15 protein-coding genes and 1 pseudogene are annotated in these 16,572 nt (G+C 71.8%); 11 read left to right on the top strand and 5 right to left on the bottom strand.

Annotation, left to right across the window (positions count from 1 at the left end; translation table 11 throughout):
* The first annotated feature begins 515 nt into the window (after positions 1-515).
* Together FED44_RS22375 and FED44_RS22370 are read left to right on the top strand one after the other, a co-directional pair.
* Positions 516-737, top strand: coding sequence for a hypothetical protein (locus FED44_RS22375; protein WP_111697533.1), 222 nt, complete (start codon positions 516-518; stop codon positions 735-737).
* The gene (locus FED44_RS22370) at positions 734-3,160 is read left to right on the top strand and encodes a vWA domain-containing protein (protein WP_138461919.1); all 2,427 of its coding nucleotides are present in this window, start codon (positions 734-736) and stop codon (positions 3,158-3,160) included. The genes FED44_RS22375 and FED44_RS22370 overlap by 4 nt, the downstream gene beginning before the upstream one ends.
* Before the next feature lie 33 nt (positions 3,161-3,193).
* Here FED44_RS22370 and FED44_RS22365 read toward each other — a convergent pair whose 3' ends face one another.
* Positions 3,194-3,763 carry a PadR family transcriptional regulator gene (locus tag FED44_RS22365; RefSeq protein WP_244302144.1) on the bottom strand — a complete coding sequence of 190 codons (570 nt, stop codon included), beginning with the start codon at positions 3,761-3,763 and terminating at the stop codon, positions 3,194-3,196.
* A gap of 52 nt (positions 3,764-3,815) precedes the next feature.
* Between FED44_RS22365 and FED44_RS22360 the strand changes: the two genes are divergently transcribed.
* The 3 genes and pseudogenes from FED44_RS22360 to FED44_RS22350 all read left to right on the top strand — a co-directional run.
* On the top strand, positions 3,816-4,988 hold the full coding sequence (locus FED44_RS22360) for an FAD-dependent monooxygenase (RefSeq protein WP_138461918.1): 1,173 nt from the start codon (positions 3,816-3,818) through the stop codon (positions 4,986-4,988).
* Between the two features lie 37 nt (positions 4,989-5,025).
* Positions 5,026-5,607 (top strand): TetR/AcrR family transcriptional regulator, encoded by a 582-nt coding sequence (locus FED44_RS22355; protein ID WP_111697537.1) that lies wholly within the window; start codon positions 5,026-5,028, stop codon positions 5,605-5,607.
* A 79-nt stretch (positions 5,608-5,686) separates the two neighbouring features.
* Positions 5,687-6,406: pseudogene (locus tag FED44_RS22350) on the top strand (SDR family NAD(P)-dependent oxidoreductase); the annotation flags it as partial.
* Here FED44_RS22350 and FED44_RS22345 read toward each other — a convergent pair.
* Positions 6,317-7,432 (bottom strand): helix-turn-helix transcriptional regulator, encoded by a 1,116-nt coding sequence (locus FED44_RS22345; RefSeq protein ID WP_463674801.1) that lies wholly within the window; start codon positions 7,430-7,432, stop codon positions 6,317-6,319. The pseudogene FED44_RS22350 and the gene FED44_RS22345 sit on opposite strands and share 90 nt — an antisense overlap.
* Positions 7,433-7,494: 62 nt before the next feature.
* Here FED44_RS22345 and FED44_RS22340 point away from each other — a divergent pair, with 62 nt between their 5' ends.
* Together FED44_RS22340 and FED44_RS22335 are read left to right on the top strand one after the other, a co-directional pair.
* Entirely contained in the window at positions 7,495-8,604 is a 1,110-nt protein-coding gene (locus tag FED44_RS22340; RefSeq protein ID WP_138461916.1) for an epoxide hydrolase family protein, read from the top strand.
* Positions 8,605-8,696: 92 nt separating this feature from the next.
* On the top strand, positions 8,697-9,776 hold the full coding sequence (locus FED44_RS22335) for a hypothetical protein (RefSeq protein WP_244302142.1): 1,080 nt from the start codon (positions 8,697-8,699) through the stop codon (positions 9,774-9,776).
* Between the two features lie 126 nt (positions 9,777-9,902).
* Here the strand turns inward: FED44_RS22335 and FED44_RS22330 are convergent, their stop codons facing one another.
* Positions 9,903-10,337, bottom strand: coding sequence for a CBS domain-containing protein (locus FED44_RS22330; RefSeq protein WP_138461915.1), 435 nt, complete (start codon positions 10,335-10,337; stop codon positions 9,903-9,905).
* Positions 10,338-10,393: 56 nt separating this feature from the next.
* Entirely contained in the window at positions 10,394-10,756 is a 363-nt protein-coding gene (locus tag FED44_RS22325) for a hypothetical protein (RefSeq protein ID WP_117408357.1), read from the bottom strand.
* A gap of 90 nt (positions 10,757-10,846) precedes the next feature.
* Between FED44_RS22325 and lhgO the strand changes: the two genes are divergently transcribed.
* From lhgO to FED44_RS22305, 4 genes are all read left to right on the top strand, one after another.
* Complete coding sequence (gene lhgO / locus FED44_RS22320) at positions 10,847-12,031, top strand: L-2-hydroxyglutarate oxidase (protein ID WP_117408356.1); 1,185 nt, start codon at positions 10,847-10,849, stop codon at positions 12,029-12,031.
* 18 nt (positions 12,032-12,049) lie between these two features.
* Positions 12,050-12,772, top strand: coding sequence for a response regulator transcription factor (locus tag FED44_RS22315; protein WP_117408355.1), 723 nt, complete (start codon positions 12,050-12,052; stop codon positions 12,770-12,772).
* Positions 12,773-12,850: 78 nt separating this feature from the next.
* Positions 12,851-13,945: a helix-turn-helix domain-containing protein gene (locus tag FED44_RS22310; RefSeq protein ID WP_138461914.1), complete on the top strand. Its 1,095-nt coding sequence runs from the start codon at positions 12,851-12,853 to the stop codon at positions 13,943-13,945.
* The gene (locus FED44_RS22305) at positions 13,942-14,487 is read left to right on the top strand and encodes a PIN domain-containing protein (protein ID WP_138461913.1); all 546 of its coding nucleotides are present in this window, start codon (positions 13,942-13,944) and stop codon (positions 14,485-14,487) included. Before FED44_RS22310 ends, FED44_RS22305 begins: the two co-directional genes overlap by 4 nt.
* Positions 14,488-14,539: 52 nt before the next feature.
* Here FED44_RS22305 and FED44_RS38175 read toward each other — a convergent pair whose 3' ends face one another.
* Entirely contained in the window at positions 14,540-16,513 is a 1,974-nt protein-coding gene (locus FED44_RS38175) for an efflux RND transporter periplasmic adaptor subunit (RefSeq protein WP_167521559.1), read from the bottom strand.
* Between the last annotated feature and the right edge of the window lie 59 nt (positions 16,514-16,572).

Raw genomic sequence — 16,572 nt, 5'->3', positions numbered from 1 at the left:
TCGAGTGCCGGCATGTCCACGCTCGGCGCGGCGGCGGGAATTGTTGCCGGAGCGGGTGGAGGGCCGGCCCTCCGTTGCAGCGGCGGGCCGGCCCCGGCGTCGCGGCGTCCGGACCAGAGGACCTCCGCTGTGACCGATCCCGGCATGACGGGATCGGTCACCAGTGTCGTCGAGCCGTCGTGGAATGTGGTCCGCGCTTTGTTGCGCGGCAGGGAGTGCAACAATTCGCCTCCTCTCTGACCTGCGACGACTCCGGAAGGCGGGCGGCCGTCGCGGCGAGGTGCCGCGCACGGCGGGGACCAGGGGCCCGCCGCGCGGGGAGGCGCCGGCGGACGGGCCCACTGATATTGCGAACCGCCCGCTACATGTTGCTTTTGACGATTTACTGCTCGTGTGCGGTGGCGGCGTGGCCCACTCTTGAGGCAGCCGCCGGGCCCGGCCGGGAGTTGCAGCTCCCGGCCGTCGTACACGTTCCACGGCCCACCGCAGCGCAGTCCGGACCGGAGGAGTTCGTCGTGAGCAAGGCACAGCACAACGACGTACGGGAGTCTGCCGCCGTATCGCCGAACTGGCGGGCGGGCGTGTTCGTCGTGATCCAGGTCGTGGTGGTCGTCCTGCTGGTGGCGGGTTACGACCTGCCGACCACGCTGGCCGTGGTGGTGGGCACCGGCCTCGCCGCCGGGCACGTCATCCGCCAGGTGTTCGGACCCCTGCTTCCGGGCCGGGACGCGCGATGAGTCCGGGGCAGGCCGGCCGGGGGCGTCCGGCCCCCGACCTCGACCCGCACAGGGGTCCGCTCATGGCGCTCGCGTGGGCCCTGTTCGTGCTGCGTCCCCCGCGGGGGCACGACGGCCACCGGACCCTGGAGGAGATCGGCCGCCTCATCAACTACGACAAGAGCAGGGTCTCCAGGCTGACGAACGGGAAGGAACTACCGTCTCTGGGGCCTATGAGGGCATACCTCGCGATTCACGGCGTCGAGGACACCGGGCCGTGGGAGCGGCTGCGCGACCTCGCGGAGAAGTCCGGCGAGGGGGCGGACGAGCTCCGGCGGTTCGCGGAGGCCTTCGTCGAGCTGGGCACCACGAGCCTGCCGGAGCAGTTCGCCGCACAACAGGTGGGGACCGCGCAGGACCTCCTCGCCTCCTGGACCCCTCCCGCCGCCTCCACCGCGGAGGGCGACGACTCCGGCTCCGTACGGCCGGGCGGACAGGGAGAGGGCGGCGCCTCCACCGGGGAAGGCGGCTCCGGGCCGGGCGGATCGGGAACGGGCGGCTCCGGGTCGGGTGGGTCGGGGACGGGTGGGCCGGGGTCCGGAGGGGGTGGCGGATCGCGCGGCGGCCGGGCGGCGCGGATCCGGTGGACGGCGGGTCTCGCGGCCGGGCTGGTCGTGGTGGTGGCCGCCGTCACCGTCATCAGCCTTCGGGCGGACGGCGGCGGCCCCGTGTCGCGGAGCCCCGCGTCTCAGGACTCCGCGCTCGCGGCCTGCCGGCGGCCCACGGCGCAGCTGCGGATCGCCTCCTCGACCGACAAGTCCGCGATCCTCCGCGACCTCGCGCAGCTCTACGGGCCACGCTCCGGCCACGGCGGCTGCGTGACCGTCGTCGTGGACAGCGTCGACTCGGGCATCGCCATGCGGGCGCTGGCCCGAGGGTGGAATCCCGTGACCGACGGCCCGCGCCCGGACGTGTGGGCGCCCGCAGCGCAGGTATGGCTGCAGATCGCCCGTCAGCGGGCCGCCGGGAAGGACGCGCTGAACCTGCTGCCGGAGCGCGCGGGCCCTTCGATCGTCACCAGCCCGCTGACCATCGCCATGCCCGAGCTGATCGCCCGCCGCCAGGGCTGGCCCGGCGAGAGGATCGGCTGGAAGAAGCTGGCCACGATGGCCGAGGACGGCCGGCTGACGCTCGGCAAGACCAACCCCGAATACTCCACCTCGGGCCTGAACGCCACCGTGGCCGCGTTCTACACGCGGACCGGCACCATCGGGGAGCTGGTCCCGAGCGACCTCACCGACCGCGGGAACCAGGAGAAGGTGCGGGCCATCGAGAAAGCCGTGGTCCACTACGGCGACACGACCCTGACCTTCCTCGCCAACCTGCGCCGCGCCGACGACGCCGGGCACTCGACCGACTACATCTCCGCGGTCACCGTCGAGGAGAACAGCGTCGTCGCCTACAACGAGGGTTATCCCTGCGGCAGCCGGTCGGACGAGCCCGGCTGCGCGAAGAGGACCCGGCCGCGTGTCAAGCTCGTCGCCTTCTATCCCACCGACGGCGGCGGCGTCGGCACGATCTACTCCGATCACCCCTACATCCCGCTGAACGGGCTGCCCGACGAGCGGCGCGCCGTCGCCGCCGACTTCCTCCACTTCCTCACCACGTCGAAGCCCGCCCGGGACCGCTTCGCCGAGCTGGGGTTCCGCGGCCCGTCCCACGAGCTCACCGCGAACATCACCCAGGAGAACGGCGCCCTGCCCGACCCCCTGCCCAAGACGCTCAGCGCGCCCCCCGCCGACTTCGTGGACCGGCTCCTGACGGTCTGGCGGCAGCTCAGAAAGCCGGCCAACGTGCTGGTGCTGATCGACACCTCCGGCTCCATGAACTGGAACGCCAAGGACGATCCCAATCGGGCGCCCGGCGAGCCGAGCAAGCTCGACCTGGTCAAGGAGGCGCACGGTCCCCTGCTGGACGGGTTCACCGGCCGCGACCGGGTCGGGCTGTGGCACTTCTCCAGCAGGCGCGTCGTCGACGACGACGTGGTCGAGATGCGGGCCCGGGCCGCCGACGGCAGGACCCACCGCGAGCACCTCGAAGCCGACATCAGGACCCTTCACCCCGAAGCGGCCACCGCGCTGTACCGCACCGTCGGCGACGCCGTGAAGTCACTGCGCGACCACTACGACCGCGACGCCATCAACGCCGTCGTCGTGCTGACGGACGGCCGCAACGAGACCACCGGCGGTCCCACGCTCAAGGAGCTCAAGCGCGACATCGGCGACCCCCGCCGGCCCGTACGCGTGTTCACCATCGCCTACGGCGGAAAGGCCGACACCGGCGCGCTGCGGCAGATCGCCGAGGCCACCCACGCCCGCGCGTACGAGGCGAGCGACCCCGGCTCGATCGCGGGGGTGCTGACCCACGTCATCTCGAACTTCTGAGGCGGCCACCGGGCGCGACCGGCCTCGGCCTCGTCAGATGCGGTAGTCCCAGTCGAGGCGGCCCTCGCCGAGATCGTCGGCGAGGCCGCGGACGAAGTCGAGCTCGGCCGCGATCTGGGCCCGCTGGTACTCGCCCTCCACGAGGAACAGCGGGGCGATGAAGGTCCGGAGGCCCGCGATCTCGGTGTCGAGCGCGGACAGCCGGGCCTCCAGCGAGGCGATCCGCTGCCGCAGCGCCGCCAGCGCCTCCTGGGGCGGTATCACGGGCAGGAAGGCGAGCGCGGCGGGGAACTCGGGGAACTCCCGGGCCGGGGTGGACAGCATGGCGCGCATCCACTGCCGCAGCGTCTCCCGGCCGGTCTCGGTGGCCTCGTAGACGGTGCGTTCCGGCCTGTTCTCCTCGCGCTCCGTCTCGCGTACGGCCAGGAGCCCGTCGCGGAGCAGGCGCTCGATCGTCTGGTAGACGCTGTTGCGCTGCGCGACGTTGACCACGTCGTCCTTGTGCCGCTCCTTGATCAACTGCTGCATCCGGTACGCGTGCATCGGCGCCTCGCAGACCAGCGACAACAGCGCCATGGCCAGTGGAGAGCGGCGCGTGGGCATGGGCTCCATCGTATTCTTGCCGGGTAATAGTCATAGTATGTATAGTCATAACATGACCAAGAAAGCCATCATCATCGGCGGCGGGATCGCGGGTCCCGTCACGGCCATGGCACTGCGGCGCGCGGGCCTCGACGCCGAGGTCTTCGAGGCGTACGACCGGGGGGCCGACGGGGTCGGCGCCTTCCTCACGCTGGCGGTCAACGGACTGGAGGCGCTGCGGGTGCTCGACCTGCACGACCTCGTCTGCGACCTCGGCATGGACTCGCCGGTGATGGAGATGCGCAACGCCCGTGGCAGGCTGCTCGCGACCACGAGCCAGCCGAGCCGTACGGTCCGGCGTGCCGATCTCTACCAGGCGCTGCGGGACGAGGCCGTACGGCGGGGCGTGCGGATCCACTACGGCAGACGCCTCGTCGACGCGTCGGCCACTTCGAACGGGGTGCGTGCGGTCTTCGCGGACGGCAGTGCGGCCGAGGGCGACCTGCTGGTGGGTGCCGACGGGCTGCGTTCGCGCACCCGCGCCCTCATCGATCCCGGCGCCCCGCGCGCCCGGTACGTCGGACTGCTGAACACGGGCGGCTTCGCCGACGGTGTCGAGGTGCCGGGGCGGCCGGGAGTGTCCTACTTCGTCTTCGGCAGGCGGTGCTTCTTCGGCTACCTGATCCATCCGGAGGGGCAGGTGTGGTGGTTCGCCAACCCGCCGAGCCGCCGGGAGCTCTCCCCTGAGGAGCTCGCGGCGATCTCGCCGGAGCAGTGGCGGGTCAGGCTCATGGACCTGTTCGAGGGCGACGCCGGGCCGATGCGGGAGATCGTCGCAGCGACCCCCCGCATCATGCCGGCCTGGAACACCCACGACTTCCCGACCGTGCCGAAGTGGTTCACCGATCGCATGGTGATCGTCGGAGACGCCGCCCACGCCACCTCGCCGTCCTCGGGGCAGGGTGCGTCGATGGCGATCGAGGACGCGGTGGTGCTCGGGAAGTGCCTGCGCGACGTGCCGGACACGCGGGACGCGTTCGCCGCCTTCGAACGGCTGCGGCGCGAGCGGGTCGAGCGGGTCGTGGCGCACGGCAAGCGCAACGGTGACGGCAAGGCGCCGGGCATCGCCGGGGCCTTCGTCCGCGACCTGTTCCTCCCGGTGGTACTGCGGCAGGTCGAGAAGCGCGACGCCCTGGCCTGGCTGCGCGACCACCGCATCGCCTGGGACGACCGCGTCGCGGTTTAATTGACCGATCGTTCTCGAATGGCCTAGGGTCGGGGTCATGGCCAGGACCAAGGAGTTCGACCCCGACACTGTGCTCGAACGGGCGCTCGACCTGTTCTGGCGGCGCGGATACGAGGCCACGTCGATGGCCGACCTCGTCGAGCATCTCGGCATCGGCCGCGCCAGCCTGTACGCCACCTTCGGCGGCAAGCACGACCTCTACCTGAAGGCCCTGGAGCGGTACGTCCAGACCCGCGACCCGAACCTCGTGGAACTGCTGTCCCAGCCCGGTCCCGCTCTGCCGGCCGTACGCGCCCTGGTCGAGCTGTACACCGAGGACGCGATCGGCGACCGCGACCGGCGCGGCTGCATGATCGTGAACGCCGCGGCCGGGCTGCTGCCGGACGACCAGCCCGTCGCCCGGTTCGTCGAGGCCAGCTGGACCGGCCTGGAGACGGCGCTGACCTCGGCGCTGATCCGCGCCCGGGCCCAGGGGGAGATCTCCGCGGAGGCCGACCCCCGGGCGCTGGCGCGGTTCCTGCTCGTCTTCCTGCAGGGGCTGCGGGTGATGGGGAAGGGCCAGGGAGGACCCGCCCGCCTCCGCGACGCCGCCGCCCAGGCGCTCACGCTGCTGCGCTGACCTCCCGGCCGATCCGTCGGCGGGAGGGCTCGCCATACGCCGATTTTTGACCGTTCGTTCCAGTTGAATCGCGGCCGCGATGATCGCCGCCGCGTCGACCGACCAAGGAGTGCGGATGAGGTTCGCGGACAGGGTGGTGCTGGTCACCGGAGCGGGTTCCGGGGCGGGCAGGGCGGTCGCCCGGGGGTTCGCCCGGGAGGGCGCCGTCGTCGTGGCGGCTTCCCGGGGGCGGGAGGCGCTGGAGCAGACCGTCAAGCTCATCGAGGCCGAGGGCGGCCGGGCCGCCGCGATCACGGCCGACGTGACCGACTCGTCCGACGTGGCCGGGCTCGTCCGGGAGATCGTCACCCGGTTCGGCCGGCTCGACGTCGCGGTCAACAACGCCGGGATCTTCGCGGGAGGGGCCGTCGCGGACATGCCGGAGGAGGACTGGGCGCGGGTCCTCCACGTCAACACGACGGGCGTCTTCCTCGCCATGAAGCACGAGATCGCCGCGATGCGCGCGCAGGGATCCGGAGTGATCGTGAACGTCGCCTCCAACATCGGGGCCCACGTCCGTTTCGCCGGTCTCGGCGCGTACGCCGCGTCCAAGGCCGCCGTCAGCGCGCTCACCCGTACGGCGGCTCTGGAGGAGATCCGGGCGGGCATCAGGATCAACGCGGTCAGCCCGGGACCGCTGGACACGGCGATGTCCCTGCGGCCCGGCGAGTCAGCGGCCGACCGGGCGGCCCGGCTGGCGGACGTGCTGCCGATCGGCCGGGTCGGCGGCCTCGACGAGCTCACCGGGACCGTGCTCTGGCTCGCCTCCGACGACGCCGGCTTCGCCGTGGGGCTCGACCTGGTGATCGACGGCGGCGCCTCGGCGTGACCGTCCCGCGACGGCGCGGGCGTACCGGACGGTCAGGGTGCGCAGGTGGTCGACCAGTTCCGGCGGGCCGGTGACCTCGAAGTCGAGGTCGAGCAGGCCGAGGTGGACGGCGAGGGTGTTCGGGGTGTCCGCGCCCGTGACCAGCACGCAGGTGCGGCCGTCGACGTCCTCCACGACGCCGACGGCGGGGTTGATCCGCTGGGCGACCACCTCGGCGGGGGCGTGGACGAGCACCCGGGCGTGGTGCCGCCAGGCCGCCGCCGACACGCCCCGCGCGACGTACGCCGCCGCGCCGCCCTCGGGCGGGTCCCGGGGCGGGAAGCGGGGGCCGGTGGGCGTGCGCGGCGCGATGCGGTCCACCCGGAACGTGCGCCAGTCGTCCCGGCCGGTGTCCCAGGCCACCAGGTACCAGCGGCGGCCCCAGGAGACGAGCCGGTACGGCTCCACGATCCGGACGCCGGAGGAGCCGTCGTGCGCCCGGTAGTCGAAGCGCAGTCGCTCATGGTCGCGGCAGGCCGCCGCCAGGACGCCCAGCACGGCGGGATCGATCGCCGGGCCCGGCCGGTCCGGAGGCACCGGCTCGCTGTGCGTCTGCAGGGCCCCGACCCGGCGGCGCAGGCGCGAGGGCAGCACCTGTTCGAGCTTGGCGGCGGCGCGCTCGGCCGCCTCCTCGACGCCCGCCACGCCGGCGGCGGCCCGGAGCCCGATCGCCGCGGCCACCGCCTCGTCGTCGTCCAGGAGCAGGGGCGGCATGGCGGTCCCGGCGACCAGCCGGTAGCCGCCGTCCGTCCCCCGGGTGGACTCCACCGGATAGCCGAGCTCGCGCAGCCGGTCGACGTCGCGGCGCACCGTCCGCTCGCTCACGCCGAGCCGGTCGGCCAGGGTCGCGCCGGGCCAGTCGCGTCTGGCCTGGAGCAACGACAACAGGCGCAGCAGCCGCGCCGAGGTTTCCAACATGTTCTCAGTCTGGCGGCACTTCCGGACAGAACCTGTCCGGAAGGGTCCGTAACGTCTTCCTCATGAGCGAGAACACGCAGATCACTCCCTTCCGCATCGACGTCCCGCAGGCCGACCTGGACGACCTGAAGGACCGGCTCGCCCGGACCCGCTGGCCCGACGAGATCCCCGGCACGGGATGGGACTACGGCGTGCCGGTCGAGTACGTGAAGCGGCTGGCCGACTATTGGCGCGACGGGTACGACTGGCGGGCCCACGAGGCCGAGATCAACCGGTATCCCCAGTTCACCACCGAGATCGACGGGCAGAACATCCACTTCCTGCACGTGCGGTCGCCGCACGAGAACGCCCTCCCGCTGATCCTCACGCACGGCTGGCCGGGCTCGATCGCGGAGTATCTGAAGGTCGTCGAGCCGCTGACGAACCCCGAGGACCCGGCGCGGGCGTTCCACCTCGTGATCCCCTCGCTGCCCGGCTTCGGCTTCTCCGGCCCGACGAGGGAGAAGGGCTGGAACCGCTACCGTACGGCGCGGGCCTGGGCGGAGCTCATGCGCCGGCTCGGCTACGACCGGTACGGCGCGGCGGGCAACGACGGCGGGTCGTTCGTCTCGCCCGAGGTCGGCCGGGTGGACCCCGGGCACGTCGTCGGCGTCCACGTCACGCAGATCTACTCCTTCCCCTCCGGCGACCCGGCGGAGATGGCGAACCTCACCGACGAGGAGCGGAAGGGCCTGGAGGTGCTGCAGTGGTTCTACGAGAACAAGATGTCGTTCAACATGGTCCACTCGCAGCAGCCGCAGACGTTGTCGTACGGGCTCTTCGACTCGCCGGCCGGGCTGCTCGGCTGGAACGCCCAGCTGTTCGGTGAGGACGTCGACGACGACTTCATCCTGACCAACACGATGCTCTACTGGGCGACCGGCACCGCCACCTCGGCGACCCGGTTCTACTACGAGGACGCGCACGCCGAGCACCCGAAGGAGCCGACGACTGTCCCGCTAGGCCTGGCGATGTTCGAGGGCGACTTCGTGTCCATGCGCACCTTCGCCGAGCGCGACCACAAGAACATCGTCCACTGGAGGTCCTACGGCGAGGGCGGCCACTACGCCGCCCACCTGCGGCCGGACGTGCTCGCCGCCGACCTGCGCGACTTCTACGACGCCCTGCGATGAAGCGGCGCATATCCGGGTTCTTGACCTGATCCGGGGCGTGCGGGGGAATGCCGGTCGCCGCACGCGGAGCGGGCATCGGGAATGATGACCACATGGGGCGAGCAACGGGGCGGACGCGGACGAGATGGATTCCGCGGGCCGTCCTGGCGCTCCTCGCGGCCGCGGGCGTGGCGCTGCCGGGCACCGTGCTGACGGAAACGGCGCTGCCGGGCACGGCGGCGCGGGCCGACGACGGGGAGCGCCTGCTGTTCCGGTTCCGGGACGAGCGCATCACCGAGTCGAGCGGCCTGGCCGTCTCGCCCACCCACAAGGGCATCGTCTACACCCACAACGACAGCGGCCACCTGGCGCAGGTCTTCGCGGTCGGCCCGGACGGCCGCACCCGCGCCACCTTCACGATCGGGAACGCCGAGGCCAGGGACTGGGAGGCCATCGCGGCCTCCGTCGATCCCGCCACCGGCCGCGGGGTGCTGTGGATCGGCGACATCGGGGACAACCTCGCGGACGGCGGGAAGAACGGCTGGCCGGACGTGTCCGTCTACAAGGTCGTCGAGCCCCGGACGATGGCGGACGCGACGCTGCGGGCCGTCCGGTACCGCTTCCGCTACGCCGACGGCCCCCGCAACGCCGAGGGGCTGATGGTCAACCCCCGCACCGGCCGGCTCTACGTCGTCAGCAAGGAGTTCTCCGGGAGCGTCTACGCCGCCCCCGCGAAACTCCGTACCGACCGGGTGAACGTCCTGCGGCGGGTCGGCGACGCGCCCCTCATGGCCACCGACGCGGCGTACGCCCCCGACGGGTCGAGCTTCGTCGTCCGCACGTACTTCTCGGCGTCCGTCTACCGCGCGCCCGGGAAACCGCTCACGCGCGTCGCGATGCCGCCGCTCGATCAGGCGGAGTCGATCGCTTACACCGGCGACGGCATGGCCCTGCTGACCGGGAGCGAGGGCGAGAGGAGCCCGGTCTACCGGGTGGCTCTGCCCGCCGTCGCACGGCCCAGCCCCTCCCCGAGCCGGGTCCGGGCCTCCGCGAGGCCGCGTGCGGTGGCCGCGCGGGGCGAGGAGGCCGAGGGGAACGGCGGGCTGGGCGTGCCGATGCCGGTGTTATGGGCGGCGGTCGCCCTGGGAGCGATCGGGGCCATCGGGTTCCTCGCCTACCGCACGGGCCGCTGAGGCCGTTCCCGCCGACCGAGGGGCCGGGCGCCGTCGGCGCCCGGCCCCTCGGGGGAGCTCCGGCGGATCACGCCCGGCCGCGCGTGGCCCCGGGCGGAACTCGCCGGACTCCCGGCGCCGCGGGCCTCAGCCGTGCGCGTACAGGCGGTGGACGAACTCGGCGAGTTTGCTGTCGGGCAGTTCCTTGGCGAGGTCGGCCTCGCTGATCATCCCGACGATGCGATGGTTGTCGATCACCGGCATCCGCTTGATCTGGTGCTCCTCCATCTTCGCCAGGGCCTCCTCGACGCTGGCGCCGGCGTCCACCCAGACCAGGCCGCGGGCGAGTTCGCTCGCCGTGGTCTGGTCGAGGTCCTTGCCCTCCGCGACGCACTTGATGACGATGTCGCGGTCGGTGATGATGCCCTTGAGCCGGTCGTCGTCCCCGCAGATGGGGAGCGCGCCGACGTTCATGTCCCGCATCATCTCCGCGGCCGTCCGCAGGCTGTCGTGCTCGCCGATGCACTCGGCGCCCTCGTGCATGACCTGGCCCGCGGTCTTGTTCACTCCCTCTGTGGTCATGGCTAACCCCCGATTCTCTCTTCTAGGGTGTTATGCCCCGTTATGTCCGTGATGCTTCACAGTCGGGGCAGGAAGTGCTCCCCGCGCAGCGCGCGCTCCACGAGCGTGATCGACTCGGCCAGCCGTACGAGGCGGGGTCCCTCCCGCCGGTAGGCGTCCAGGACGGAGGCGACCGCGTGCGGCGGCAGGTGCTCCTTGAGATCGACGGCGGCGCCGCGGTATCCCTCCCTGGCCGCCTGGATCGAGGCGCCCACCTGCTGCCGGGCCATCCGGGCGAGCGCGAGCGGATAGCGGCGCAGCACGCCGTACGCGCGGTAGTCCGGCGGCACGGCGTCGAGCAGCCACGACACGGCCGACGTCTCCCAGTCGGGGCTGCCCGGCGGGCGGACCTCCGGCGGCCAGCCGGGTGGCACGTACACCCCGCAAGCATACCGAACAGAGGTTCGATCACGACGTGGCGGCTCCGGTCGCGAGACAATGACCCACATGCTGTCGACAACCTTGGCGTCATGAGAATCGGGATCGTCGGTGCCGGCATCCTCGGCCTGGCCGTGGCGCGGCGGATGGCGCGCGAGGGCGCCGAGGTGACCGTCCTGGAGAAGGAGTCCCGCGTCGCGGCCCACCAGACCGGGCACAACAGCGGGGTCGTACACGCCGGGATCTACTACCAGCCCGGCTCGCTCAAGGCCACGCTCTGCCGGGAGGGCGTCGCGATGCTGCGCGAGTACTGCGCCGAGCACGGTCTGCCGTACGACGAGGTGGGCAAGCTCGTGGTCGCCTCGACCCGGGCCGAACTGCCGGGGCTGCGCCGCATCGCCGAGCGGGCCAGGGAGAACGGCGTGCCCGGCGTCGCCGAACTCGACGCGATCGGCCTGCGGGAGATCGAGCCGTACGCGGCCGGGGTCGCCGCCGTCCACTCGCCGCACACCGCGATCACCGACTTCGCGGCCGTCGCGCGCCGCCTCGCCGCCGACGTGGCCGAGGCCGGCGGGTCCGTACGGCTCTCGCATCCCGTACGCGCGATCCGGCAGACCACGGACGGCGTGCTCGTGGCGGCGGGGCGGCAGAGGTTCGCCTTCGACCGGCTGATCTCCTGCGCCGGTCTCGGCACCGACCGCGTGGCGGATCTGGCGGGGGCCGGCGGCGACGTGCGCATCGTCCCCTTCCGGGGGGAGTACTACCGGCTCGCCGGACCGGCCGCGGGCCTCGTACGCGGGCTGATCTATCCCGTGCCGGACCCCCGCTACCCCTTCCTCGGCGTCCACCTGACCCGCCGGATCGACGGAGAGGTCCTGGCCGGGCCCAACGCGGTCCCGGCGCTCGCCCTGGAGGGCTACTCGTGGGGCCGCGCCTCGCTGCGCGACCTGCGCGGCATCCTGTCCTGGCCGGGCACCGGGAAGATGGCGGCCGAGCACTGGCGGACCGGCGTGCGCGAGGTGTACGGCTCGCTGGTCAAGCGGGCGTTCACCGCCGCCGTCCGGCGGTACGTGCCCGCGCTGACCTCGGCCGATCTCGTCCGCACCGGATCCGGCGTGCGGGCCCAGGCGGTGACCAGGGACGGCCGGCTCCTGGACGACTTCGCGATCGACGTGCGCGGGCGGATCGTGCTGGTGCGCAACGCGCCGTCGCCGGCCGCCACGAGCAGCCTGGCCATCGCGCGGCACATCGCCTTAACGGTTCCCTTAACCTCCTAGGTCTAGAGTTCTGGCGCCATGGTCGCTGAAACTTCCGAAGCCCGGCTGCTGATCGTCGAGGACGAGCCGAACATCCTCGAACTGCTCGCGGCCAGCCTGCGCTACGCCGGGTTCGAGGTCCACACCGCCTCCGACGGCGGCGCGGCGGTCGCCGCGGCCTACCGGCACCGCCCAGACCTGATCGTGCTCGACGTCATGCTGCCCGACATGGACGGGTTCGACATCGTACGGAGGCTCCGCGGCGGCGGCACCCACACTCCCGTCGTCTTCCTCACGGCGCGGGACGCGACCGAGGACAAGATCCGGGGGCTGACGCTCGGCGGCGACGACTACGTGACCAAGCCGTTCAGCCTGGAGGAGGTCGTCGCCCGCATCCGGGCCGTGCTGCGCCGCGCCGCCGGAGACCCGCTGCCGGTCCCGCCGCGGCTGACCTTCGCCGACATCGAACTGGACGAGGAGTCCCACGAGGTCTGGCGCGGTGGCCACGTCGTGTCGCTGTCGCCCACGGAGTTCAAGCTGCTGCGTTACTTCATGGTCAACGCCGGCCGGGTGCTGTCCAAGGCGCAGATCCTCGACCACGTGTGGGACTACGACTTCCGTGGCGACGCCGGAATCGTCGAGTCGTACGTCTCGGTGCTGCGCCGCAAGCTCGACAACGCCGAGTCCAGGGCTCATCCCCGGCTCATCCACACGCTGCGCGGCGTCGGCTACGTCATGCGCACCCCACCCACCCGCCCCTGAGCCGTAGCGGGGGCAACAATTGCCAACGATCAGGCGTGGACCATCGCGCCTTCCGGGCGGTCGTGCGATTATCGCACTATGAAAGAGCCTGGTGAGTGGGCGGACATAGGCGAGCGCGTACGCGAGTGCCGCCTGGCGGCCGACATGTCGCAGGAGCAACTCGCGGCGGCGCTCCGGCTCGACCGGACGATGATCGCAAAAATCGAGCGGGGGGTACGCCGAGTAGACGCGCTCGAACTCGCCAAGCTGTCCTCGGTGCTCAAGGTGCCTTTGACCTATTTCCTCGCTCCGGCACCGCTGGTCGTGTCTCGTCGTGCGGAACTGGCCGACGACACGCTTACGGACGCGACGCGGCAGTCCTACCGCCTGGAAGTGGCGCTTTCCGCATGGCTGGCCGACATCCGTCAAATGATCGATGTAGGAGGCTTCTCTCCTCCGGGGATAGAGCGATATCCGGTCGCGATCCAGGACGCGTCGGACGCTCGGCGAGCGGCGCTGTGGGTGAGGGATCGGCTCGACCTCGGACGTGGGCCCATCGACTCGCTCATGAGCGTGTGCGAGCGGCTGGGGCAACTGGTCGCGGTGGTCGAAGTGCCGGGCGAGGGGGCCTCACTGGTTGAGGACGATCTGGCTGTTGCGGTCGTCAGCAGGCAGGGCGACCCCGGGCGCCGCCGGGCGACCGCGGCTCATGAGCTGGGGCACCTGATCGTCGGGGACGAGTACTCCACCGACATAGGCGTCCACGTTTCCCGTGACGATCGAGAGGCGGTGATCGACGCCTTCGCCGCGGAGCTGTTGATTCCGGTCGAGGCGTTCGCCGCTGTTCGTCGGAGCGAAGTGGTGAGGCGCGAAGACCTGGTGAGCCTCGCCGCGCGCTTCAGAACCTCCTGGTCGTTGACGATCCGCCAGGCCGTCGCATCCGGGGTCATCGACGGGAACGCGGCGAGAGAGATGCGCAGGAGAAATCCGACCCGGGCGGAATTGATGGAAGCGGTCGGGTGGGCTCCACAACCCGACCTCGAAACGATCCGGGTGCCGCCAAGCTACGCGCATGCGGTGGTGGAATCCTTCAAGAGGTCGCTCATCACGGCTTCTCGTGCCGTCGAGCTGATGCGTGGCCAGATCGTCGCAGCCGATCTTCCGCTGCCTGATGACGCGGAACCCGATCTGTGAGCCAGACCCAGCCCGCCCCCGTCTTCGTGTTCGACGCGATGTGTCTCAACCACTTCGCCCGCGCCGAACGCCTGGACGTGTTACGCGATCTCCTGGCCGGTAGCACCTGTCTAACCACTCATGTGGTGCGGGAGGAGATCCGTGCAGGAGTAAAGGATTACCCGGCCCTTCAGGCCGTGCTGGACACGGATTGGCTCAACATCGCGAGGCTGGACTCCTTGGAGGAGATCAGCTGTTTCGCGAAATGGGTGCAACGCATCGGATCCTCGGACCGCAATCTGGGCGAAGCGAGCGCGTTCTCAGCGGCTGAACTGGCTCGCGGCGTCGCCATAACCGACGATCGGGAAGCCGTAAGGGTGGGAAGGGCACATGGCCTGGAAGTCCATGGCACGATCTGGCTTCTCGCTCGTGCCGAAAGGGACGGGAAGCTCAACGAGGTGGCTGCCGGGAACATCGTGGATGCCTTGATCGCGACCGGGATGCGCCTGCCGTGCTCCGGCTCGACGTACGGATCCTATGTTCGCCGCACCATGAACAGGTGAGTCCAGACCGGGCCGCTTAGTTTCATGAACATGGCGCTGGGTCCCCGATGGTTCAGCGGGGGGCGGGGAAGCCTTCGTCGGGGAAGGCGGTGGTCGTCGTGGGGAGGACGACCCGGTCGCCTTCGGAGAGGCCGGTGACGACCTCCACGTAGGTGTCGCCGCGTACGCCGACTCCGACGGTCCGCCGGACCTGGGCGCCGCCGTCGGCCACCGTGACCACCGCCGTGCCGTCGCTCTGGACGCGTACGGCCTGGGAGGGGACGTAGAGCGCGTCGGCCGCCTCGTCGGTGGTCACCCGGACGGTGGCGCTCTGCCCCAGCAGCAGCCGGGCCGGGCGGCTGTCGAGGTCGATGCGTACGCCGTAGCGGACGAGCCGGTCGGAGGTGGTCGCGGTCGGGTCGATGTGGGCGACCGTCCCGCTGAATTCCCGTCCCGGTTGCGTGGGCAGCGTGACGACGGCGGGCTGACCGGTCTTCAGGAAGCGGATGTCCGACTCGGTGAACAGCGCCTGCACCTGGAGGTTGTCGAGATCGCCCAGGGTGACGAAGGCGCCCGAGGTGTAGCGGGAGCCTGTGGTCCCGGCGATCGACAGCACGGTGCCGTCCGCCGGAGCCTTGATCCGGACGCCCGCGAGGGCCTCCTTGGCCTCGGCCAGTTCGGTCGTCGCCTGGCTGACCTGTGCTTCGGCCTGTGCCTCGGTGAGCCGCGCGCCGCCCTGACCCGCCTGTCCGCCTCGGCCGTCCTGCCCGGCCTGACCCGCCTGTCCGCCTCGACCGCCGGGCTGACCGCCGCCGAGGCCCGTACGTCCCTGAGTGCCGCGGCCTTCCTGTCCCTGCCGGTTCTGTCCCTGACCGCCCTGGCCGGGTGCGCAGGTGCCGGAGGGACGGCCGGGGGAGGGGCTCGCCGCGGCGGACGGCTTTCCCGAAGGCTGCCCGGGTGACTGCTCAGGCGGTGCGGTGGGCGGAATCGAGATGCTCACCTCGGGATCGGGCCCGGTCCTGCCGTCGTGTCCGGGGTTCGGGCCGTGCGTCCGCGTCGGATGCGGATGCGGGTGCCGGCTCGGCGAGGACGTTGGCTTGGGTTCGGGCTTGGGTTCGGAACCGCCCCCCTGGTACGACACGAGCATGCTGCTCGCGGTGCCCGTCGTTCCGTTGCCGGCGTAGATCTCAGTGTCCGGGCTGATCGCGAGGACGGTGCTCGTGCCGCCGGTCGGCGCGTACGCCGCGAGCAGGGCCGTGGCGGGCGTGGGCACCCGGGCCACGTCCCAGGAGGAAACGGCCCGCGCCCCGGTGCCGGACGAGGGCCGGGCGGACGGGCGGGCCGTGGGACGCGGGGACGGCTGGGCTGTCGGGTGCGCCGAAGGGTGGGCGGATGGCGTCGGGCAGGTGGCCTGGCCGACGCCGGAACCTCCCCGCCCGGCTGATCCGGTGCCCGCCCCGGTGGTGCCCGCCCCGGTGGTGCCCGCGCCGGTTGCCCCTGCACCGGTGGTGCCCGCCCCGGTTGCCCCTGCGCCGGTCGTGCCCGGGCCCGAGCGACCGCTGGGGGCGCCGGCGTTCGGTCCGGCCGCGCCGGCTCCCGCTCCGCCTCCCGTCCCGGTGCCGGGGGCGGATCCGGCCGCGGCGGTTCCCGCTCCGGCGCCGCCCGAAGACGTGGCGGTCCCGTTCCTGACGTCGTCGAGGGTCTCGCGGGCGGCGGCGAGGGCGGCCTTGGCGGCCTCGTAGTCCTCCCGGGCGATGGTGTCGTCGATCCGGGCGAGGACCCTGCCCCGGCGGACCTTCTCTCCCACCTTGACGTAGACCTTCTCGACCACGCCCTCCGCCCCGAAGGCGAGATCGCGTACCCCCGTGTCGACGGTGTTGCCCGCGGCCGAGACGTACGCCGTGACCGTGCCCCGCCTGACCGAGGCGAGCGACATCCGGCCGGCGTCGGAGGGATCGCCGCCGGTGGCGGAGATCACGGCGACGCTCGCGATGACGATTCCCGCCAGCGCGAGCCCTCCGACGCGGTATGGAGCGCTCGATCTCATGGCGGTCATCCTGCTGGCGCCACGTCACCGATGGCTTGGCCGTACCTGAAAGTTGTCTG

This window comes from Microbispora triticiradicis, assembly GCF_005864065.1.
Taxonomy (GTDB): domain Bacteria; phylum Actinomycetota; class Actinomycetes; order Streptosporangiales; family Streptosporangiaceae; genus Microbispora; species Microbispora triticiradicis.
This window is presented reverse-complemented; position numbering and strand designations above follow the sequence as displayed.